General features: G+C 39.4%; 22 protein-coding genes. 20 read left to right on the top strand and 2 right to left on the bottom strand.

Features of this window, described 5'->3' with window-relative positions; translation table 11 throughout:
* The first annotated feature begins 86 nt into the window (after positions 1-86).
* Entirely contained in the window at positions 87-620 is a 534-nt protein-coding gene (locus tag DSOL_RS06675) for a GNAT family N-acetyltransferase (RefSeq protein ID WP_075364102.1), read from the top strand.
* A 211-nt stretch (positions 621-831) separates the two neighbouring features.
* Here DSOL_RS06675 and DSOL_RS06670 read toward each other — a convergent pair whose 3' ends face one another.
* Together DSOL_RS06670 and DSOL_RS06665 are read right to left on the bottom strand one after the other, a co-directional pair.
* Positions 832-1,356 (bottom strand): 3-isopropylmalate dehydratase small subunit, encoded by a 525-nt coding sequence (locus DSOL_RS06670; protein WP_075364101.1) that lies wholly within the window; start codon positions 1,354-1,356, stop codon positions 832-834.
* A 15-nt stretch (positions 1,357-1,371) separates the two neighbouring features.
* Entirely contained in the window at positions 1,372-2,658 is a 1,287-nt protein-coding gene (locus DSOL_RS06665) for a 3-isopropylmalate dehydratase large subunit (RefSeq protein WP_075364199.1), read from the bottom strand.
* A 220-nt stretch (positions 2,659-2,878) separates the two neighbouring features.
* Between DSOL_RS06665 and DSOL_RS06660 the strand changes: the two genes are divergently transcribed.
* From DSOL_RS06660 to DSOL_RS06570, 19 genes are all read left to right on the top strand, one after another.
* On the top strand, positions 2,879-3,529 hold the full coding sequence (locus DSOL_RS06660; protein ID WP_075364100.1) for a Crp/Fnr family transcriptional regulator: 651 nt from the start codon (positions 2,879-2,881) through the stop codon (positions 3,527-3,529).
* A gap of 89 nt (positions 3,530-3,618) precedes the next feature.
* A complete protein-coding gene (locus tag DSOL_RS27875; RefSeq protein ID WP_170871456.1) occupies positions 3,619-3,789 on the top strand; it encodes a hypothetical protein in 171 nt (56 codons plus the stop codon).
* Positions 3,790-3,840: 51 nt separating this feature from the next.
* Positions 3,841-4,062: a Fic family protein gene (locus tag DSOL_RS06655; RefSeq protein WP_235838721.1), complete on the top strand. Its 222-nt coding sequence runs from the start codon at positions 3,841-3,843 to the stop codon at positions 4,060-4,062.
* Between the two features lie 195 nt (positions 4,063-4,257).
* Entirely contained in the window at positions 4,258-4,509 is a 252-nt protein-coding gene (locus DSOL_RS06650) for an adenylate cyclase (RefSeq protein ID WP_075364099.1), read from the top strand.
* A 21-nt stretch (positions 4,510-4,530) separates the two neighbouring features.
* The gene (locus tag DSOL_RS06645) at positions 4,531-5,079 is read left to right on the top strand and encodes a hydrolase (RefSeq protein WP_075364098.1); all 549 of its coding nucleotides are present in this window, start codon (positions 4,531-4,533) and stop codon (positions 5,077-5,079) included.
* Positions 5,080-5,555: 476 nt separating this feature from the next.
* Positions 5,556-5,834, top strand: a complete 279-nt coding sequence (locus DSOL_RS28740) for a DUF429 domain-containing protein (protein ID WP_075364096.1) — start codon at positions 5,556-5,558, stop codon at positions 5,832-5,834.
* 30 nt (positions 5,835-5,864) lie between these two features.
* Positions 5,865-6,095, top strand: coding sequence for a hypothetical protein (locus DSOL_RS28735; protein WP_075364095.1), 231 nt, complete (start codon positions 5,865-5,867; stop codon positions 6,093-6,095).
* A 149-nt stretch (positions 6,096-6,244) separates the two neighbouring features.
* On the top strand, positions 6,245-6,934 hold the full coding sequence (locus DSOL_RS06625; protein ID WP_075364094.1) for a restriction endonuclease: 690 nt from the start codon (positions 6,245-6,247) through the stop codon (positions 6,932-6,934).
* A 16-nt stretch (positions 6,935-6,950) separates the two neighbouring features.
* Positions 6,951-7,271, top strand: a complete 321-nt coding sequence (locus DSOL_RS06620; protein WP_139314398.1) for a nucleoside triphosphate pyrophosphohydrolase — start codon at positions 6,951-6,953, stop codon at positions 7,269-7,271.
* 12 nt (positions 7,272-7,283) lie between these two features.
* Positions 7,284-9,590, top strand: a complete 2,307-nt coding sequence (locus DSOL_RS06615) for a DEAD/DEAH box helicase (protein ID WP_075364092.1) — start codon at positions 7,284-7,286, stop codon at positions 9,588-9,590.
* A 118-nt stretch (positions 9,591-9,708) separates the two neighbouring features.
* A complete protein-coding gene (locus DSOL_RS06610; RefSeq protein ID WP_075364091.1) occupies positions 9,709-10,074 on the top strand; it encodes a hypothetical protein in 366 nt (121 codons plus the stop codon).
* Between the two features lie 519 nt (positions 10,075-10,593).
* A complete protein-coding gene (locus tag DSOL_RS28395; RefSeq protein ID WP_207649613.1) occupies positions 10,594-12,147 on the top strand; it encodes a DEAD/DEAH box helicase family protein in 1,554 nt (517 codons plus the stop codon).
* On the top strand, positions 12,090-13,394 hold the full coding sequence (locus DSOL_RS28390; protein ID WP_207649612.1) for a type I restriction-modification enzyme R subunit C-terminal domain-containing protein: 1,305 nt from the start codon (positions 12,090-12,092) through the stop codon (positions 13,392-13,394). Before DSOL_RS28395 ends, DSOL_RS28390 begins: the two co-directional genes overlap by 58 nt.
* Before the next feature lies 1 nt (position 13,395).
* Complete coding sequence (locus DSOL_RS06595; protein ID WP_075364089.1) at positions 13,396-14,973, top strand: type I restriction-modification system subunit M; 1,578 nt, start codon at positions 13,396-13,398, stop codon at positions 14,971-14,973.
* The gene (locus DSOL_RS06590) at positions 14,970-16,445 is read left to right on the top strand and encodes a restriction endonuclease subunit S (protein ID WP_075364088.1); all 1,476 of its coding nucleotides are present in this window, start codon (positions 14,970-14,972) and stop codon (positions 16,443-16,445) included. The genes DSOL_RS06595 and DSOL_RS06590 overlap by 4 nt, the downstream gene beginning before the upstream one ends.
* The gene (locus tag DSOL_RS06585) at positions 16,442-18,157 is read left to right on the top strand and encodes a restriction system-associated AAA family ATPase (RefSeq protein WP_075364087.1); all 1,716 of its coding nucleotides are present in this window, start codon (positions 16,442-16,444) and stop codon (positions 18,155-18,157) included. The genes DSOL_RS06590 and DSOL_RS06585 overlap by 4 nt, the downstream gene beginning before the upstream one ends.
* A complete protein-coding gene (locus DSOL_RS06580) occupies positions 18,157-19,230 on the top strand; it encodes a hypothetical protein (protein ID WP_075364086.1) in 1,074 nt (357 codons plus the stop codon). Before DSOL_RS06585 ends, DSOL_RS06580 begins: the two co-directional genes overlap by 1 nt.
* A 471-nt stretch (positions 19,231-19,701) precedes the next feature.
* Positions 19,702-21,786, top strand: coding sequence for a RecQ family ATP-dependent DNA helicase (locus DSOL_RS06575; protein ID WP_235838720.1), 2,085 nt, complete (start codon positions 19,702-19,704; stop codon positions 21,784-21,786).
* Positions 21,783-22,835: a DNA-processing protein DprA gene (locus DSOL_RS06570; RefSeq protein ID WP_075364085.1), complete on the top strand. Its 1,053-nt coding sequence runs from the start codon at positions 21,783-21,785 to the stop codon at positions 22,833-22,835. The genes DSOL_RS06575 and DSOL_RS06570 overlap by 4 nt, the downstream gene beginning before the upstream one ends.
* The last annotated feature ends 54 nt before the right edge of the window (positions 22,836-22,889 follow it).

Here is a 22,889-nt window from a genome sequence, read left to right as displayed (position 1 = left end):
GCCGGGGTGGCGTTCTGCTAAACTTGGACGTTTTAAAAAAACTTGTCAAGAAAGCCATCCCCCCCCGAATAGAAAGGTGATTTTATATGACTCTTGAGAAAGTAAGTATTAAAGAAATTAATAACGAGGTAAGTTTGTCAGATAGCTTAAACGTTATCAAGGATTCATTTATCACAGTTGCAAGAGAGCTTAACCTAACGGAAGAAAATTGTCCTTCGAATCCAGCATTCGCAAATTTGGTAAATCTCCAGAAGATGAAAGATAAAGGGATCGGTATGTTTGGTTTGTATAAAGAAAGAAATCAAATTGGATTTGTAGCAATCGAAAAGGCTTATGATGTTTTCTACATAGAAAGATTATCGGTGTTACCGGGATATAGGCATAAAGGGTATGGGAAACATTTAATGGATTTTGTCTTTGATTATGTGAAAGCCCAAGGAGCAGAGAAAGTCTCTATTGGTATTGTTGATGAGAATTTAGTTCTAAAAAATTGGTATAAATTGTATGGCTTTATCGAGACTGGGTTGAAAAAATATGAGCATTTGCCGTTTACGGTATGCTACATGGAAAAAGTAGTTGAGAGGGAATGTAGTAAGATAACCTTGACGGACAGGTTATGACGACTGTTCGCGCATACGCGCAATCATAGGGAAAGTGAGTTAATATGACCAAGGACAACCTGGATTATCTCATGGCAAATAATCTATACGAACATTTTGCTTTGGTGACAGACGATGTGATGGCAGTAGAATTAGAATTGAGTGTCCGGGTGAGTTGACAATAAGATAGGCACAGCAAAAAATAAAGCTGTGCCTATCTTATTCTTAAGAATCAATAGTTTTTATCAGCGTAACCAACCCAGCCGCCTTCTTTAACAAGTGTCTTGTCAAACTCGCCGACTTTGAAATCAATTTCTTCTGATTTATCGGATGAAGTTACAATAATCTTATCTTTATTAATGTCAATTGTTATTAAAGTGTCCTTCTCCGCGTAGTTCTCAAAAAGATATTCGACCTTATCCTTCGGTAATTCGATTGCAAACATGCCGCAGTTATACATGTTCTGTCTGAATATTCTTGCAAAGCTTTCAGCAATCACGACATTGATTCCATTGACTTCTAAGGCCCATGGAGCATGCTCTCTGGAAGAACCACAACCAAAATTGGCTTTTGTTACAAGCACAGCTTTGTCCTTAATATCTTCTTTTGCGTTAAATCCAACAAGAGATAAATCCTCCAATAAATAAGGTTTCAAGGCCTCTTTAGTGATTTCAGTAAGATACTTGGCTGGAATGATTTCATCGGTATTGATATCACTTCTATCTAAGAATAAGACTTTTCCGCTAAATTCTTTCATTTTCCCCTCCGATACTTACGCTTGATAAACTTTAGAATTTGTTATTTTACCTTCAATGGCTGACGCTGCAGCAGTAGCAGGACTCATCAGATGAACTGTACCGCCCTTACCCATTCTGCCGTTAAAATTACGGTTTGTTGTAGACGCACAGGCTTCGCCATTTGCAAGAACCCCATTACTCATGCCCAGACAAGCGCCACAGGTTGGGTTTGTAACGCAAAAACCAGCGTTGTGGAAAATCTCGATCAGTCCTTCTTTTAAGGCCATGGAATAAACATCTGGAGTTGCGGGGCTGACAATGGCACGCACATCATCACTTATTTTTTTATCCTTAAGGATACTGGCAGCTATTCTCAGATCTTCTATACGACCATTGGTACAACTCCCTATATAAACCTGATCGATTTTTGTACCGGACATTTCATGGACTGTTTTTACTTGGTCCGGTTTGAACCCAAACGTAACCATAGGTTCTAAATTCGTAACATCATATTCGTAGACTTTTTCATAGGAAGCATCCGCATCCGAAATCCAGTTTGAGTATTCTTTCAAAGCGTCTTCCTTTGTGCTAAATTCATCTTTAATGAAGTCCCATAGATATTCGACGGTTGTCATATCCGGGTAGCAGATCCCACAAGTTCCTCCGGCTTCAATTGCCATATTGCACAAGGTCATACGTGATTCCATCGACATGGCATCAACAACCGGTCCTGTAAATTCTATGACCATGTTCGTTGCACCGTTTACCGTCAGTTCTTTAATAATGAAGAGGATCAGGTCTTTGGCATAAACGCCCGGTTTTAAGGTGCCATTGAGCACAAATTTAATTGTTTTCGGAAAGTGGAAGGCACATACACCCTTAAGGATACCTACTTCCAGGTCAGTCGTTCCGACACCTGCGGCAAAAGCTCCAAACGCTCCATGAGTACAGGTGTGCGAATCCCCCATGATAACCGTATAACCCGGTCTTACGAATCCTTTTTCAGGGAAGATCGCATGACAAACACCATTTTTTCCGATGTCAAAAAAGTCTTTAATGCCCTGCCTTCTAGCCCAGTCCCGTAGTATCTTTCCCTGTTCAGCTGTTTTAGAATCTTTGGCAGGCGTTACGTGATCTATGACAGCCTTAATTTTCGTGGGATCAAAGACTCTGTCCATTCCCCTGGCCATAAGATCCGTGATGGCAATGGGTGTGGTAATTTCGTGGCAGAAAACCCTGTCCAATTTTAAAACATGCGTATCAGGAAACGGCATATTTACCCTGTGGGTATCAAATATTTTCTCAGCTATTGTTTTTCCCATATTCGTCTCCTTGCATTTTACTTCCTTAATCACAAATCTGTGTTTAACGTGTAAACCTTCTACCCCATAAATCTCGTAGGATAAATGGCTAGTAATCGAGCTTTTCATTCCATTTCAACTAAGCCACCTCCATATAAGGTTTTACTTATTATGACATGGAACTTCAAATAAGAATGTTACATGTGATACAATTTGAAAATAAGGAAAGGAGGTGTTTTTCTTGAATGAGTGGAATTTATTTTCAACCCATAAAAAAGATATACCAACCGAATTGTTTGAGACCTTTAAAACAAAACCAGCTCAGACGTTTAAGAAAAATCAAATCATCTATCGGCAAGGAGAAATCGCTAAAAGTTTTTATTACTTAAAAAGTGGGCAAGTTCAAATTTATGTAAATTCCTTAGATGGCTTAGAAAAAACTCTCATAACTCATAAAAAGGAGACGATTTTCGGAGAAGCATCTTTTTTTGATGGTTTTCCAAGAATGTCATCAGCAAAAACTCTGTTGGATTCAGATATTATCATAATTGATAAAGCTGATATTATGTTGTATTTTCAAAAAAGCCCCTTCCTCGCTTTGAATCTCATAGAGCTTTTATCACAAAAAGTAAGGATGTTATCAAATGAAATAGACAACATCTCATTTTTATCAGCAGATAAGAGAATTGCCCAATATCTGTTTAATATCAATTTCGAAACTAAGCGTTCTATTAATTGTACACATGAAGATATAGGAAAAGCTGTTGGGGTAAGTAGAGTTACTGTAAGTAGGGTTTTAATCAAATTTTCGCAGCATGGATGGATTGATACTAAATACAAGAAGATTATTATATTAGACAAAGATGCCCTATTAGAATTTATAGAAACATAATAAATGGACTAGTTCGGACGATTATATCCCTTCAGATTGAATAATAATACTACTAAACAATTGTTCAAACTTATGAAGGGTGGTACAATATGGATAAAGAGAGTACTGATATTGAAAGGGATGTTAATATGGCTATTGCCAAAGAGACCAAGAACGGTGTTCAACTAAATACTTCAAACGACCATAATAAAAAAGTTTCTAAAGCAATTAAGGAAGTTACATCCCATCACTCAAAGCTCCTTAAGAAACTAGCTGAGTAGTTATGGTTAACATCGAACTTTTATCAGTTAACGATATCCTTGAGATTCACAATGAGGCAATTGGAAGCTTCGGTGGAAGCTTCGGTTTTTACAGTGATACTAAGTCTAAAATTAAAAAGCATCCTTGATCAACAATATCCTCATTTCGGTTTTGATAAATATCCTACTCCTTTTAATAAAGCAGCAATGCTCTGGTACTTCCTCACTAAAAATCACTGTTTTGTAGATATCAATGAACTATCAGATTGGCTAGAAGAGCGATTCGTTGATTAACTCAGATCTTGTTTTCAGGATCTGTTTTTGTTTTCCAACCCTTAAGACTCATATGCAAGGAACATTTCAGCTAACAGATATATTTCGAACTTCGTTAATGGTACTCTGAATGTAGCGTACTGAACCTCAAATCATTACAATCGCTGGATATAAAACTCAGGGAAAATTCCGAGACTTGAAGTGGAGGTTTGCTGAATGTCTTTTACAATTAGAACTCAGGGTGATGTATTAAAATTTGCACTTCCTCTGTATGATTATCTTAGCCAGAATGGGCATGTCGAAGAGGCTAATGCTCTGGTCAAAGTGGTGGACTCCTGTTACCCCCAGGACGCTCAAGCTTTGGATGCGCATCGAAGGGCTTTTAAAAAAATCCGGGAAACGGTTCATGACTTGCCATCACGATACCTGCTTGCTCTCGATGATGCTTTAGGAATGTTATCCGAATAATATTTGAGAGGAGTCTTAACCTTGAACAAATATGTTCTAATAGAGGCCGAAGTAGTGCTATTGGTAATCGATATCCAAGACAGATTAATTCCTGCGTTGAAATACGGAGAACAAGTTATTCAAAACACCAATATACTAATTTCCGTTGCCAAGAAATTAGGTGTTCCTATCATCGTCACAGAACAATACCCCAAAGGTCTAGGGAAGACCGTTTCAGATGTGAGCAACAATCTCGAGGGAGCGTTAACCTACGAAAAGACTTCCTTTTCAGGCTGTACAAGTGAGGTAACTTCGGAACTAAAGGGGTTAGGACGGAAGAAAATCATTATTACAGGAACGGAAACTCATGTTTGTGTTTTTCAAACGGTAAGGGATTTACTTGCCAATGGTTACCAGGTTTTCGTAGTGGGTGATGCAGTGTGTTCAAGAACCAAGGGGAATTACCTAAATGGGTTATCCCTTATGTCATCTATGGGAGCAGTAATTACTAACACAGAAACAGTATTTTTCGATTTAATTAAGCAAGCAGGTACACCTCTGTTCAGGGAACTCTCCAAACTGATCAAATAGGGTTGCTTAGAAACACTGGATTTTTCCTTCAAGCTCTCGTAGGGTCTTCGCTAACAACTTGCTTTGCCCATAAAATATCGAGCCGCAATAAATATTGACCGTAATGCCGAACACTGTGAAGAATTCAGACCTTAGTAGTGCTGATAACGGCGAGATGATGTTCTGAAGATAGAACAGGAAGAGAATGTCATTTGAGTGGATAACCAATACAGGGAGCGAAACTAAGTGAACCTTAGATTTCGCTCCTTTTATTGTTCTGATCAACATAGAAATGTCTGAGTTGAGTGCTATGATTTACGCAGAATATGCTAGGCAAGAAAGACTATTAAGCAGGGAGTCCTTGCAAATAGTGTGTAATTTCAAGAATATTGTAAAACGAAACAGTTGTTGGCAGGGTTTTGCAAAATAATGAAGAATTTAGGTTTATTAATAGGGTTTGTCACAAGGAAAAGCCAAGCGCTATCGGAGGTGAATCAATGCATTATATTGGAATTGACTTAGCGTGGACCTATACCAAAGAATCCGGGATTTGTATCATCGATGACTTTGGCAAGATCGTATATTGTGAATCCCAAGTGTTCACTGATGAGATGATCGCTTCAATCGTTGAAGAATATGCCCAAGATGGGGCAATCGTTGCGATTGATGCACCACTAATCGTGAATAACGAAACAGGTTCTCGATACTGTGACGGAGCTCTTATGAGAGAAAAAATTCACATTGGGTATTCAAGCTATGTCCAAGAAAGGGTTTAAGAATCTGGAGGACAAGCTGGATACCTTTTTATGTGCTTATGCAGCGAACTGGCACGAAAAAATGATGGGAAAGTGTTCGGTGATGATCAGGAGGGTTTAATTGCATTACCTGTGATAGATGGAAAAAGTGTACATGTCTCAGTTGAATCCGAAAATCAGGATAGTGATTTAAAGCATATGATTGAGGCAGTGAAGCGATTTCATCTGAAGAATGGGTTTGACATTGGAACTCAGAGTCAACAACGGTGTTTTACGGTATGAACCTCTTAATTGAGGAGCAAGGGTAAAAAAGTCGGGCAATATGAACGTGTGTCAAATTGGGAAGGTGAGATTTGAAGGTGAGAATTGTATTGAATTGACTACATATCAACTATCAACTTATCAAGGGAGTAATACAAGGAGGGGTTTCTATGCCGATATTTTCAATTAAGGACATATTTTTTGCATTTGTAAAAGGGATGTTGGCCCTTTGGCAAATGTGGCTAATTCTAGGGATTATGGCTCTTTTAAAGCTTGCTTATATACTTTGGGAAAAAAACCGACTATCGAAATCTGGTATCGACGAAATCGATCATATGGACGGGATTACCTTCGAAAAGTATCTTGAAGCACTTTTCGAGAAACTCGGTTACAGGGTCGAGAGGACACAATACGTCGGTGATTATGGTGCTGACTTGATTACTTCTAAAGATGGAATTAAAACTGTGATCCAAGCAAAAAGATATAAGCAAAGAGTGGGAATAAAAGCGGTACAAGAGGCGGTAGCAGCAAAGGGAAAGTACGGATGCTCGGAGGCCATGGTCGTGACTAATAGCTATTATACAAAAGCTGCAATGGAACTGGCTAAAGCAAACAGAGTTGGATTGTGGAACAGGAACCACTTGGTAAAGGCGCTGTTGTCAATTAAGAAGGACAGTCCTGTTGTTGAGCATCAACAAGAAGTTGCAGCTACGAATGTTGAACAAGCCACAGTCGGAAATGACGTTTGTGCTATATGCAATAAACCAGTTTCTGAAAAGGTGAGACAATATTGCTTAGCCAATCAACAGAGGTTTAGTGGCAAAGTTTATTGTTATGACCATCAACATAATAGGAAGTAAAGGAAGATTCAAATCAATGAGTGTTAAAGTCTACAATAAACTTATTCGTGATAAAATACCCCAGATCATCGAACAAAGTGGAAAACAGGCAATCATCAAGAAGGCCTCCGGTAAGGAGTACCTAGACTCATTAAACGCCAAATTGAGTGAAGAACTTCAGGAATATCTAGAAAGCCAGAGTATTGAAGAGCTGGCAGATTTGGTTGAAGTCGTTTATGCGATCTTGGACGATAAGAACATCTCCTTACAACAGTTCGAACTGATCAGGAAACAAAAGGTTCAGGAGAGAGGCGCTTTCAAGGAGAAACTGTTGCTAAAAGAAGTCGTTGACGGTTGAGGGGTTAAATTAATGACAGAAAAGATTAAGCAGAAGGGAAGTCTGGGTAGTGTCGCTGAAGATCTTTTTGTCGAGCTGTTTTGTGACACCTTCGGCCCGGAGAAATCAGAGTTTCTTTTTCTCCAGTATCCCTTCACAGATATTTATGGAAACAGGCGCTCCATCGACTTTGCACTGGAAAGTGAGAACTTAAAACTAGCCATAGAAATTGATGGAGAAACCTACCACAACCCCAATAAGGTTTCCTCCAATAAATATTACGATGATCTCACCAAGCAAAATAGCCTGATTTATCAAAACTGGAAGGTTTATCGCTGGGTTTATAACCAGTTGAAGCAATATCCTGAAAAGGTCAAGGATGAATTACGTATTTTCGTGGGGGAGATTCCGACATTTAAAATGATCGAGGATCACCTGCCTAAGCAAAAGGGAAAACTCATTGAGCTACATGAGCATCAGCAAGCGGCCTTAACGAGTTTACAGACAATGCGCGATCAGGGGGAGAGCATCGCCCTGCTCTATCATGCCACCGGCGCAGGAAAAACGGTGACCGCTGTCAGTGATGCCAAACGACTCGGAAAAAGAACCTTGTTTTTGGCGCACACCAAAGAACTAATAACCCAGGCCCAAGGTACCTTTGAAACTATCTGGGATACTGCGGAGACTGGCTTGTATGTAGCTGAGCAGAAAGATAACCAGGCTTATGTCGTTTGTAGTAGCATTCAAAGTATTTCTAGAAATCTTGATCAATTCAAGCCAGATGATTTTGGCTACGTCATCATCGACGAATGCCATCACGGAGTGGCAGACACCTATAAGAAGGTTTTAAGCTATTTCAAACCAGAATTTACATTAGGGCTTACGGCGACCCCGGACAGAACTGATGGAGAAAGTATCCTTGAAGATTTCAAAAATGTCGCGCATAAGCTGGATTTGCAACAAGCGGTTGAACTAGGCGTGCTTGTTCCCATACGGTGTATCCGGGTCAAGACCAATGTCGATCTTTCCACGGTTAGAATTAATGGGGTTAAATACTATGCTCAGGACTTAGAAAGCAAACTGTTTGTGCCCGAGAGAAATAATATCTTAGCCGAAACCTATTTGAACTTTGTTAAAGGCAAGAAAACCGTGGTTTTCTGCGCTTCCGTTCGACATGCCAATGAAATATCGGAGCTATTTAAACAGAAGGGGATTCAGTGTGAGGCTGTGTCCGGCTCCATGAAGTCGGCAGAACGATCGAGAATTCTGGATCAGTATGAAAATGGGGATATCCAAGTGTTATGTGCGTGCGACCTTTTAAACGAAGGATGGGACAGTCCAAAAACTGAAGTCTTGTTTATGGCGAGACCGACGCTGAGCAGAACACTTTATGTTCAACAACTGGGTAGAGGGATGCGTAAATCTGAAGGCAAAGACTACCTGATGGTCTTTGATTTCATCGATAATGCCAGTATGTTTAACGTGCCCTACTCCTTGCATAGGATGTTTAATCTCAAAGAGTATAAGACAGGGGAGTACGTTGTAGCTTCACAGAAACAGTTTCAGCTTGATTGGGATTTAATAGCCCGAGGGGAGAAACCCTCTGTTTTTCTAGACTTTCCGGTGGATGTTGCTGATTATGAGCTGATTGATCTGTTTAACTGGCAGGATGAAGTTAAGGATATGATTTCTCAGCTGGAGTTCGTGAGAATGGTCGATGTCCAAACGGAAACCATTGAACGATATATACGTGAAGGGAAGATAACCGCTGATTTAGAGGTACCGTTTGGGGATAAAAGAAGCTTTAAGTATTTTAGGGAAGCAACCATTGAGAATTATGCTAAACAGTATGGCTGGGACCTTATTACCGCGGCCAATATGAAAGACAAGTTTATGGAGATGGTCAGGACCATGGATATGAGTTTCTCCTATAAGCCGGTATTGCTTAAAGCGATGCTTGAGCATGTGGACGAAAACGGAAGAGTTAGGGTCGAGGACATCGTTAATTATTTTATAGATTTTTATAGCGCTAGAAAAGCGAGAGCGCTAGTGGTTGAGAAAAAATCCAGTCTGTACTGTAAAGACGAATATACGAGAAAGGATGTTGTGAGAAATATCTTTGGCAATCCGTTTAAGCGGTTTGAGGATATGCGATTTATGAGTCGATGTAGGGATATTGAGTATGTGGAGTTTAATAGGTATGTTTGGAAGAGGATGGCGCAGGAAGAGAAGGCATGGATTGATGGGTGGTGTGATGAGAGTTTGGAGGAGTATTATAAAAACAGTTATTTTAAGGTGATAAGTCTTACTGTTGTCTCAAAAGATATTGATGCCCAGTAAGAAGCGCGATGCAGCAATTCTTCTCGCTGGGATCTGTGCGAGGTATGCCGGGAAACAGGTAACTCTACTGTGACTATGTAATACACGAAACTGATGATAGATTCATAGGAGGGCAACTATGATAAATAAAAATTTATGGTCAATTGTTTTGGTAGCATTTTCAGCTTTTTTTGTTTATCAGTTTGGTAGACGGTCGAAAGGAAGTGATTCTTTTCTTGAGAGCTTGAATAATAGTTACGAGAATCTCTATTACCCTATGTATATGATGCTTAAGAACATCAAAGAAAAGCCAATTAGTGAGAGGGAACAGCTAGTCTCTGATTATTTCAAAATATATAGTTCATCAGATTCAAACTTAAAACTAATTGCCTCAACGTTTATTTTAGAAAAGTATTTTGATCTTGAAAAAAAGTATAAAAGTTCGTTTGGGAATCAAGATGAGCTTATTAGATCTGAATTTTGGAAGTGCTTTGATTCGTTTTAATAATTATCGCAAATGAATTTTGGGAAGCTCACGATATTATCTATAAAGATTACTTGAAGACTAAAACTCTTATTAATAGAAATCCATTACTGAGAATATTAATGGAAATCAGTGTTTTAATCTATAATATTATAACTTTTGCTGTTTATACAACATTGGCAATAATATATTTATCAATATGGAATAGTTTTACAAATGTCGGCATTTTTCCAAGCTGGTGGGAAATTAAGCACGCAATATTCCTATTTTTAGTAGTCTTAATGTTGTATGGATTCATGCTTATAATATCGAGTTGGTATATCGCTACTAGAAATAAAAGGAAAAGTGAGTTTATGAAAATCATAGGTACTAGCACTGGAAAGCATTTAACTAATTTCACCGATTACATCAAACAAAAGCTAAATAGAACCCCGTAATTAGACACTACAGTATGTAACTACGAATTAACAGACACTGAACATTAAAAGTGTGTTAGGATAAAAGTGACCTCACCTAGCAAGTCCTAAGATAGGAGAAACGATGAAAACTGAAGCAGAAACACGAAAAGAACTTATTGATGCAAAACTACATAAAGCGGGTTGGGATGTAAATAATCTCACCCAAGTCTCAAAAGAGTTCGATATTGCTGTGCCCTTACCAGATGGAGTGGCAGAGGCGCGAACACCTTATGAAGGTCATCAATATAGTGATTATGTTTTATTGGGGAGAGATGGGAAGCCGCTAGCTGTTGTTGAAGCTAAAAAGAGTTCCAAAGATGCAGCAATCGGTCGGGAACAGGCAAAACAGTATTGTTACAACATTCAAAAACAAAATGATGAAAAACTACCTTTCTGTTTCTACACTAACGGTCTTGAGATCTTCTTCTGGGATTTAGAAAACTACCCTCCCCGAAAAGTAGTCGGCTATCCAACGCGAGATGATTTAGAGCGGTTTCTTTATATTCGAGAACATCGAAAACGTCTTGCTGATGAGCTGATTAATACGGAAATTGCAGGAAGAGACTATCAGATCCGGGCAATTCGTTCTGTAATGGAAGGAATAGAAAAGAAACAACGAAATTTCCTTCTGGTGATGGCCACGGGAACTGGAAAAACAAGAACATGTATTGCCCTAATTGATGCACTCATGCGGGCGGGTCATGCAGAGCGGGTGTTATTTCTGGTGGATAGAATTGCTTTACGGGAACAGGGACTAACGGCTTTCAAGGAACATTTACCGAATGAACCTCGTTGGCCTAAGCTTGGTGAAAAGCTCATTGCTAAAGATCGCCGTATCTATATTTCAACCTATCCCACAATGCTCAATATAATAAGGGAAGAAGATAACACCCTTTCACCTCACTTCTTCGATCTGATTGTGATTGATGAAAGCCATCGCTCCATATATAATACCTACGGAGAAGTCCTCGATTATTTCAAAGCGATTACACTCGGCCTAACTGCAACTCCGACAGATATTATTGATCACAACACTTTTAAGCTTTTTGATTGTGATAATGGTCTTCCAACGTTTGCCTACACTTACGAGGAAGCAGTTAATCACATACCGCCCTATTTGTGTAACTTTCAAGTGATGAAGATACACACTAAGTTTCAGGAAGAGGGTATTAGCAAGCGAACTATCTCCCTGGAAGACCAAAAGCGATTAATTCTTGAAGGTAAAGAGGTAGAAGAGATCAATTTTGAAGGCACCGAGCTAGAGAAGACTGTTATCAATAAGGGAACCAATGCACTCATCGTCAAAGAGTTCATGGAAGAATCAATAAAAGATTCCAATGGTGTTCTTCCTGGTAAAACAATATTTTTCTGCTCTTCAATGTCCCATGCCCGAAGAATCGAACAGATTTTTTTGATTCCCTGTACCCTGAGTATAAGGGGGAACTGGCAAAAGTTTTGGTTTCGGACGATCCGCGGGTTTATGGCAAGGGTGGGCTACTGGATCAGTTTACAAACAACGATATGCCGCGTATTGCCCTCAGTGTCGATATGCTGGATACCGGGATTGACATTAGAGAATTGGTTAATCTTGTTTTTGCTAAGCCAGTCTATTCTTACACCAAGTTCTGGCAGATGATCGGCCGTGGTACACGCCTTTTGGAATCACATAAAATAAAGCCTTGGTGTACAGAAAAAGATATCTTCCTTATTTTAGATTGCTGGGACAATTTTGAATATTTTAAACTTAGTCCCAAGGGCAAAGAAACAACTGTTCAGATTTCGCTCCCTGTGCGTTTTTTCGGAATCAGGCTTGATAAAATCGAAAAAGCAATCGACATTCAAAACGATACTATTGCCGAAAAAGAGATTATTAAACTCCGACAGCAGATTCAGGAACTCCCAAAAAACTCGGTGGTTATTCAAGAGTCAGCCACAGACTTACTAAAAATCGAAGATGACAATTTCTGGACAAAACTGACACGTGAAAAGATTGAATATTTACGTGCGACCATCAAGCCACTTTTTAGAACGGTTTCTCAAACTGACTTTAAGATGATGCGATTTCAGAAAGATTTACTTGAAACATCATTGGCGAAATTGGCAAATGAGAAAGAGAAGTTTGAGACATTAAAGGATAATATCGTTGAGCTGATTGGCGAACTTCCGCTTTCCGTCAATATTGTTGCCAGGGAAGAGTCTATTATAAGACTTGCTCAAACAAATAACTATTGGGCAAAGGCAACAGACGGAACATTTGATGAACTTGCCGAAAAGTTATCTCCACTGATGAAATACCGTGATGGTGATGTTCAAGCACTTGGACCTGCTCGGTTTGACTTTGTGGACTTGCTGAAAACAAAAGAAGTGGTGGAGTTTGGGCCAGAACATTCGGCGGTGAGTGTTTCTAAGTATCGAGAAATGGTAGAGAAGCTCATCATGGAACTTACTGAGAGTAACCCTATTCTGCAGAAGATCAAAGATGGGAAAGAGGTTACCGAAGATGAGGCACAGGAACTTGCTGCACTGTTGCACGATGAGCACCCTCATATCACCGAAGATTTACTTAAAAATGTCTATCGAAACCGCAAAGCAAAGTTCATTCAGTTCATCAGACATATTTTAGGGCTCGAAATCCTGGAAAGTTTCCCTGAAACAGTCACCAAGGCATTTGAGCAATTTATCCATACCCATACGAACCTTAGCTCCCGGCAACTGGATTTTTTAAATCTTTTGCAGGATTTTATCCTAGAAAAAGAGACCGTGCAAAAGCGAGATCTGATAGAATCACCCTTTACAGTATTGCACCCCCAGGGAATCCGTGGCTTGTTTACCCCTGCAGAAATCAACGAAATTCTAGAACTTACAAAAAGGGTGGCAGCATAATATGTTACAAAACAATTCAGCACTTAAAAGTAAAATTACCCAACTTTGGGATAAATTCTGGAGTGGCGGTATATCCAATCCGCTTACGGCCATTGAACAGATTACCTATCTGCTCTTTATGAAGCGGTTGGATGATCTTGACCTTAAGAGGAAGGCAGATGCCGAATTTACAGGAGAACTTTACACCTCAAAATTTGAGGGAAAATGGCTGCCGACTGGGATGCCTGACAAAGAAGAGAATTATGTAAATAAAGCAACTCTTTGCTGGAGTCATTTCAGACATTTGCCTGCGGAAGAACGGTTACAACACATTCAACTAAATGTGTTTCCTTTCTTGAAAATGCTCAATGGGGATGAATCGTCCTTTTCTCATCACATGAAGAATGCGGTCTTTATTATCCCTAAACCAACCTTGTTAGTAGAAGTAATGTCAACCATTGAAGAGATTTTTGCGGAGATTGAAAAGGATGCTAACGAGGGTGGACAGGCGTTTCAGGATATACAAGGGGACGTCTATGAAATGCTCCTCTCTGAAATCGCCTCAGCAGGAAAAAACGGACAGTTTAGAACTCCGCGACATATCATTAAGCTTATTGTCGAACTGGTTGAGCCACAATTGGGTAACCGAATTGCCGATCCTGCCTGTGGAACCGGTGGTTTTTTACTTGGCGCTTATCAGTATATGGTGACTCAGCTGGATAAAAATAAGAAGAATCTTCAGCCCGATGAAGATGGGTTTATCCGCAATTCGGTGAGTAGTCTCTTGACTAAAGAAGTAAGTGATATTCTGAATAACCGTCTGTATGGTTACGATATAGACGTGACCATGGTGCGGCTGGGGCTGATGAACCTGATGATGCATGGCGTAGACACTCCGCACATTGATTACAAAGATACCCTGAGCAAAGGTTTTACCGAGTCCAATCAATATCAGATTATTATGGCTAACCCGCCATTTACTGGCAGTATTGATAAGGGCGACATTAACGAATCGCTTAAATTAGGAACTACCAAAACTGAACTCTTGTTTGTCGAAAACATTTATAATCTGCTTAAAATGGGTGGAACTGCCGGCGTGATTGTGCCGCAGGGTGTTTTATTTGGCAGTGGTAAAGCCTTTGTTGAAGCAAGAAAAATACTCATTGAAAAATGCGAATTAAAAGCAGTTATCACCATGCCAAGCGGAGTATTTAAACCCTATGCCGGAGTTAGTACCGCCATTTTAATCTTTACCAAGGGAGGCGAAACTGAGAATGTTTGGTTTTATGATATGCAAAGTGACGGTTACATCCTTGATGACAAGCGGGCAAAACTTGAGGGGTATGGCGATCTGCAGGATATTATAACACAGTATAAAAAGCGGGATCAGCGGATAGAGAGCAACCGCAAAGAAAAGTTTTTCTTTGTGCCTAAAGACAAGATTATCGCAGAAAACTATGATCTCTCTATGAATAAGTATAAGGAGGATGTTTTTGAAGAGGTCGAGTATGGGAAACCGGCTGTAATTTTAGCCAAGCTCAAGAAAATTGAGTGTGAGATTACTCAGGAGTTGAATGAGCTTGAGGGGATGTTGGGATGAAATACGAATACCTTGGTAAAATAGTGGACATTTCAAAAGGCAAGAAGCATAACCCTGTAGAAGCTCCCAGCTTAAGTTCTAAGAGAATAATAGGGATTAATGACCTTAGAAATGACATTACCATTGTCTTTACAGATGACAATAAAGGTGTTGAGGCTTACGAAAAGGATATTCTTATTGCTTGGGATGGAGCAAATGCTGGTACTATAGGCTACGGGAAAAAGGGCTATATTGGTAGTACGATATCGAGATTGCGTATAAAAGATACAAAGAAATATTCTGAAGTATTCCTCGGGAAACTGCTTCAATCAAAGTTTGACTATCTTAGATCAACAGCCACGGGTGCGACAATTCCGCATATAAATCGTGCTGCTTTGGACAGTATTAAAGTTCCCCAATTCGATTTATCTGACCAAATCCGCATCGCCGCCATTCTGACTCGGGCGGAAAATCTAATTGCCAAACGCAAAGAGAGCATCATGGCGTTGGATGAACTCTTGAAGAGTACTTTTCTGGAGATGTTTGGGGATCCGGTGAGGAATGAGAAAGGATTTCAAATATCTCCATTATCAGACTTCATCGTTCACATGACAAGTGGAGGGCGAGGGTGGTCTAAGTATTATTCTACTGTGGGGGATAGATTTATCAGGTCACTAGATGTACAAATGAATCACATATCCAAAGAAAATGCTGTATACGTCTCACCGCCCAAAAGCAAAGAGACTGATCGAACGAGAGTTCGATCAGGAGATGTTTTATTGACTATTACAGGTTCATGCATTGGTAGAGTTGCTTATGTACCAACTGATTTTAGTGATGCGTATGTTAGCCAACATGTTGCAATAATTCGAACTCGAGGAATAAATTCAACATACCTGTCATTTTACTTATCTATGCCAAATGCTGGTCAGCGATATGTAAAAAAGCAACAATACGGACAAACAAAGCCAGGTCTGAATTTTAAACAAATTGAATCTTTTCCAATTTTAAAATCGCCACGTATATTGCAAGACAAATTCTCCACTATTGTCGAAAAGGTCGAGTCACTCAAATCAAAATATAATAGAAGTTTAACAGAGTTGGATAACATCTACAGTTCATTAATTCAACGCGCCTTTCGAGGCGAGCTGGATTTGAGCAGTATTCCTGTGGATGTAGTGGTTGAGGTCGAACCGGTGAAAAAAAACGTGAAGTATTTGCCGATAGAAGTGATAACCACAAAACAATTTTCTGAGGAAACTCTGAAAACAATAATTGAGACAAAGTTAGGACAACCTTTTGATTTCAGTGAATTAATGGAATGCTTAGAAGAAATCTTCTTTGAGGAACTGCCAGAGTATGATGAAGTGAAGAAAATACTCTACTCAATGTTGAAAGGAAACAAGCCTTTTATCAAACAAATCTTTATAGAAGCAATAGATAAGAATACAGGTGAAAAAAAGAAAAAAGTCATGCTTAAGGTGAATGTATGAAGCTATTACGTCTAAAAATCAACGACCCCAACGGATTCAGAAGTCTGAACCAAGGATTCACTGTTGATTTCCTGAGAAATCAGAATAATAAAGACAATGATACAGAATTTAATCCATACATTCTTGCAGGTCCCAATGGTTGCGGTAAGTCAAATATCTTGGAGGCCTTAGCCGCTATTTTCTATCACATAGAATGCATACATCTTCGCTATCGGCCTGATAGTCTACGCTATGATGAAGAAGAAAACGCCGGAGGATTTCGCGAAGAGATTGCAACGCCTGATGCTTTTGAATTGGAGTACCTTATGCCCTTGCCGGACTCGTTAAAGAACGAAAAAATGCAAACCATTGCCCACTTAAAAATAGTCAAAAAATTAGGTCTAAGACCTAAAATATTTTGGTGTAACCGCGCTGATGGTATTAATCGATCTGTTCCTCTTGACAAAAAAACGGCCAAAGAACTCTTGCCAAAATATATTTTAGCCTATTCTTCAGGTGAAAACGAAATTTTAAGTCTGCCTTTTTTTAAAATGAGATTTATCCATTTCGATGAGTATAGAGACATGCTGACGCGAGATGACTATTATGGGCAAGCCCCTGAAGGGCGATTGGTTTACCTTGACGACCATTTTAGCCAAGCTATTTTGCTTAGCAATCTTCTGTTACAGCCAGAAGATATACTACTGCCTTTCAAAAGAGAACTAGGGCTTAAAGGAGTGAAAGAGTTCCGGCTTATTATTGGTAAGCATCATTACGAAGAAATTCACGAAGATCGTTTGCGAACATTATCCAACCAAGAGAGGAATGATTACTCAAAAACTCATAGAGAGTTAACTTCGAATATCAATATAACAATAGATAAGTTCAAAAACTGCGCAACTTCATCGTATATTAACTATGATGAGGACGGTAATGAAAAGTCCCTCACATTGGACTTTTTCGTGGACGATAGCACAAAAGAGGCTTTTCGTTTTCATTTTAGCAATTCACCATTGGAATTATTCCAAGCATTTCAAATTTTGTATACTCTAAACTATTATTGCATTGACCAAATAACACGAGCCCGGATATATACATCGAAAAATATCTATTTGAAGCAAGATATGACGTCGATCGCTTTAGGGGAAACAAGTATATTTCGAATTAAGGAGTTTGAGCTTGACATAGATCAGATTGGTAACGTAATTTATACTCGGTCGTTGTCCGACGGTGAACATCAGTTTATTCATTCGATAGGATTATGTCTTTTATTTAAAGATGAGCCATGCTTATTTCTTTTGGACGAGCCCGAAACTCACTTTAACCCAGACTGGAGGGCCAATTTTATATCACGTTTGCGAGAGTGCTTTAATAATACTAAACAAATTATGAGAGAAATGCTGATAACCACGCATTCCCCATTTCTGATATCTGATAGTAAGCAAGAAAATGTCTTGCTTTTTTCAAAGAGTAAGACAACTGCACGTATCAATATATCTCGTCCCGATTTTAATACCTTTGGAGCATCTATTAATAAAATTACTATGAAAGCATTTGGTAAGGGAGAAACGATTGGTGGATACGCCGAGCAAATGCTTGAGCAATTGAAAGAACGTTTCTATCATGGAGAAAGCAGAGAAAAAATCATTGACGAAACTAATAAATTGTTCGGCGAATCTGTCGAAAAGATACTTTTGATTAATAGTATTCTTACTTCAAGAGAGGATAAATAATGCATTACGTTTATGAGTTTATACCCCATGAAATAGAAACAATGCAAGAATATATCGATTATATATTCGATGAAGTATGGTGTAAAGCTCCCAGTCGACAGTATAGAATTACTCTTTTCAATAAAAATACTGAATTGAAGGCTATTATTACTAATAATCGCTTTCTTGCAACTAAAACGGGAAAACTCTTTGTTGATCAAATAAAAGCGATTTATGCTGTGTTTAAAACCTTGTCACAGAATGACATTGACAGACTTGCGCGTTGGTTCAAAGCCAATAATCACATAGAAGCACTTTGTGGGAATCAGCCAGGGGAAGATCCAGTGACGTATGAGGAATTAAAACAATATCATCATAATCTTGCTGTTAAATTGGAAGTTTTTTATAAGTTTCTTTGGAATTCTAATATTTTTTCGTTACAAGCAATAAAATCAAGAATCGGTAAGATTTCCGATCATTACAGTAAATTTATTTTAAAAAACACTGAAAGAATATGTCCATTTTGCGGTATTCATAGAATTAAGGGGGAGTTTAATTCTAAGCGAGAAGATTATGACCATTATCTCCCTAAAGATATTTATCCATTTAATTCGGTCAACTTAAAAAATTTAGCACCTACTTGTATGGAATGTAACCGCTCATATAAATCTGCTAAAGATCCACTACGTGACCTTTCAGGCAGTCGAAGAAAAACATTTTACTCTTATATGGCGATGAAACCACCTATAAATATTGAACTACACTTTCTTAACGGTATAGTTAATCTAATACCTGATAATTTAGACTTGAGGATTAGTTGTGAGGGTCATGAAGAAGAAGTACAAGCATGGAGAGAGATCTTTTCTTTAGATGAAAGATATAAAGCAATATATTTGGATAAGCACACAACAAATTATTGGTTCATGCAAATTGAAGAGATGGCAATAAACAAGGGCTATTTAATACAAGAGGCTTTGGAAGAGTTGAATAGGTATGCTAGACACTCTCCTCTTCAAGAAATCAACTTTTTAAAAGTTCCTTTTCTTGAGGCTTGTGAGAAGAATAACTTTTTTGGTAGTTATTCTATTCGATGAGTGGCGTAACTTTCTTTAATCGGTTATTAGAGTACTGTGAGACCAGACACGTCTATTCAGAGAACTTTCTCTTTACTGGGCGGTCCAAAAGCCGAGCATGATCTCAGAACTAAAACGGGAATCCTAAACAGTGACAGGATAGATTTTCTAGTCTCGTTTATTAGGTGTAGTGGTTTACGGTTGATCATCAATGAGCTACTCAGGTTACAATGGGTGGCGGCAAACTACGGGTTATCTCAACGTCCTATTTGGGAGCTACTAACTTTAAAGCAGTGGAGCAGCTCAGTAGTATGAAGAGGTCCCAAGTATTTAATGATTAAGCCAAATTAGTAAGACGCTTTGTATCAGATATAAGAAAAGGATTTACAAGTCCCTTCTCTTACAAGATTGGCTATCAATACATTAGCAGGAAATAGTTGGTTTATGAAGAATTCCTGTTGTATTGGCAGTAATTGTGAGAGGTGGGGGATCGTGACTAATAATGAGAATATTGAGCAGAGCGCGTTAAATCTCTTAAAAGGTATGTTAGGGACTGATGCAAGCTTTCGGAATGGTCAATGGGAAGCCATCGAATCTATAGTAATTAAAAAAAGACGAACCCTGGTTGTTCAACGGACGGGATGGGGAAAAAGTGTCATCTACTTTATAGCTTCCAAATTGCTTCGTAATCAAGGATTAGGTTTTACAATTATCGTGAGTCCTCTTTTATCGCTGATGCGTAATCAAATTGAGGCGGCGGAACGTATTGGCGTCAAAGCTGCCACTATAAACAGCTCTAACGAGGAGGAATGGCCTCAAATCGAAGCTGAATTGAGTAAAGGGTTACTAGACATTATTATAATTTCCCCCGAAAGACTTGCTAACCATAGGTTTGTTGAGATGTTTTCCAGTATCCGCGAGGCCATAGGTATGTTGGTTGTCGATGAAGCGCACTGCATCTCGGATTGGGGTCACGATTTTAGACCGGACTATCGGCGAATCGTGGAAATTGTGAAAATGATGCCCCCTAATATTCCAATCTTGGCTACAACCGCCACAGCCAATTCTCGAGTTGTGGACGATATTTCCGAACAACTTGGTCCCGATCTTTTGGTTTTGAGAGGAGCATTGGCTCGTGACTCGATTCAGTTGCAAGTTATTCAACTAGCGCATCAAGCGGAAAGATTAGCGTGGCTGGCAGAAAACTTATCTAATCTGCCGGGCTCGGGTATTATATATTGCTTAACTATAGCCGACTGTCGCCGAGTAGCTCAGTGGCTTAGGAAAAATCACCATGATGTTGCAGAATACACAGGGAAAATTGATAATCCCATAAGGGAAATACTAGAACAGAGACTTCTGAAAAACGAAATTAAAGCATTGGTTGCTACCATTGCGTTAGGTATGGGTTTTGATAAACCTGACCTAGGTTTTGTAATTCATTTTCAAAGACCCTCTTCTGTGATAGCCTACTATCAACAGATCGGCCGTGCAGGAAGAGCGTTAGATACAGCTTATGCTATACTCTTAACGGGTAGTGAAGATGACGAAATAGGGGAATACTTTATCAACTCTGCGTTCCCGACGTCTGGTGAAATGGTTCGAATTGTCCACTTGATTGAGGAAGCTGAGCATGGTTTAACAATAAATGAGATTCTTAAACTCGCAAATTTGAGTAAAGGGCGAATCGAAAGATGTATAAAGGTTTTAGAGATTGACGGAATTATTGCTAAAAACAAGAGTACCTATTATAGAACGGTTAATCCCTGGAAGCTAGATCTCGCGCGTTTTGAAAAGGTTACGGCATTGCGACAACAGGAAATGGGGATTATGAGGGAATTTACCCAAACTAAGCAATGTTTTATGGAATATATATCGAAAGAACTGGACGACCCATATGCAAAACAGTGCAATCGCTGCGCTAACTGTACGGGAGAACGCTTGTCTACGTCTGTAGAAGCTGGTATTGTAAGGGAAGCGATTACCTTCTTGCGCAGAGATTTTCTGGAGATTGAGCCAAGAAAGCAGTGGCCTCCCGGTGGAGTTGGCGACAAAAAGGGACGAATTCCTGAAGATTTACGTAATGAATCTGGCCGTGTCCTTTGCATCTACCGTGATGCGGGTTGGGGTAGCTTGGTAGCCAGCAATAAATACATTGACGGTTGCTTCAGTGATGAGTTGGTCGATGCAGCTGTTGAGCTAATAAAAGCGTGGCAACCTAATCCCTACCCTGTTTGGGTGACCGCAATTCCTTCTTTGCGGAGGCCTTTGTTAGTCCCTGATTTTGCACAGAGGCTTGCACGAAAGCTAGGAATACCTTTTCATTCAGTGTTAATTAAAACTAGGGAAACCCCTGAGCAGAAAAGCATGCAGAATAGGATACAACAGGCGTCCAATGTTCTCGGAGCGTTTTCTGTTCAAGGAGTGGTTAGGGCTGACCCAGTTCTTCTCGTCGATGATATGATTGATTCACGTTGGACAATGACTATATGCGGCAATTTATTACGCCAGGCCGGGTGCGGTCCGGTAATTCCTTTGGCAATTGCTTCAACATCTGGAGGAGGTGATATTGAATGACAATAAGTTTGTCTGTTGACAGCCAGGCAATTCTTTTACTGGCTAGTAACGTTGGTTTACCTATAGTCAAGAATATGGATTTAAAACCTTTGAGCTCTTCAGAATGGAACGCAATGTCTGAGAAACTAAGTCATTCGACCTTGAAGTATCCAAGGAAGTTTTTTGAAGCTGATCCGAACGAGTGGAAAGAACAACTTGATTTAAATGAAGCTCAAGTCGAACGCATGCAAAGGTTACTAGCCCGCGGGGCAAACCTATCGATGGAAATAGAACGATTATCTAGCTTAGGAATATGGATAACGACGCGAGCAGAACCTACTTACCCCCAACGCCTAAAGAAAGTACTTAAAAGAAAATGTCCTGTCATTATGTTTGGTGTCGGGGATTATAATCTTGCTTCTGCTGGGGGAGTTGCCATCGTTGGGTCGCGTGATGTTGATAGCGCTGGTGTGGAATTTACAGCAAAACTTGCTCAGAAGTGCGCGAATGAAGAACTGGTTGTTATTTCTGGAGGAGCGAGAGGGGTGGACTCTATTGCTCAAGATACAGCACTTAATAACGGCGGGCGAGTTCTATCTATTCTGGCAAACGGGTTAGAGAAAATCATTCAGCGCCGAGAAGTGAGAAAAAATATTTTGGAAAACAAAATGTTATTACTCACTCCGTTTCATCCAAAAGTACCCTTTCACGCTTATAATGCAATGGAACGGAATAAATTTGTGTATGCTATGTCTAATTATACAGTTGTGATTTCAGCTGCGGAAAAAAAGGGAGGTACATGGACTGGAGCCGCGGAGAATCTTAAAGCACAGTGGGTACCACTTTTTGTTCGAGATGAAGAATCATGTCCTAGTGGAAATCGCACACTGATTGACCAAGGTGCTATACCCATCGATTCGGCGGTGTTGTCAAGCACAAAGCATTTGAGCGAATGGTTTACGCAAAAATTAGGCGAAAAAGCTCAGCGATTAGATATTCATCGTAAATATATGAGTAATGAGGAGCAGAATCTAAAGGCTATGGTTAATGAGCAGATTGCTTTATTTTAATATAGCTAAGAAGTCCCTGACAATCGAACATTTGTCGGGGACTTCTTGTTACTA

The organism is Desulfosporosinus metallidurans (assembly GCF_001936615.1).
Taxonomy (GTDB): domain Bacteria; phylum Bacillota; class Desulfitobacteriia; order Desulfitobacteriales; family Desulfitobacteriaceae; genus Desulfosporosinus; species Desulfosporosinus metallidurans.
Note: the sequence above shows the minus strand (reverse complement) of the source record. Positions and strands in the feature narration are given on the sequence as shown.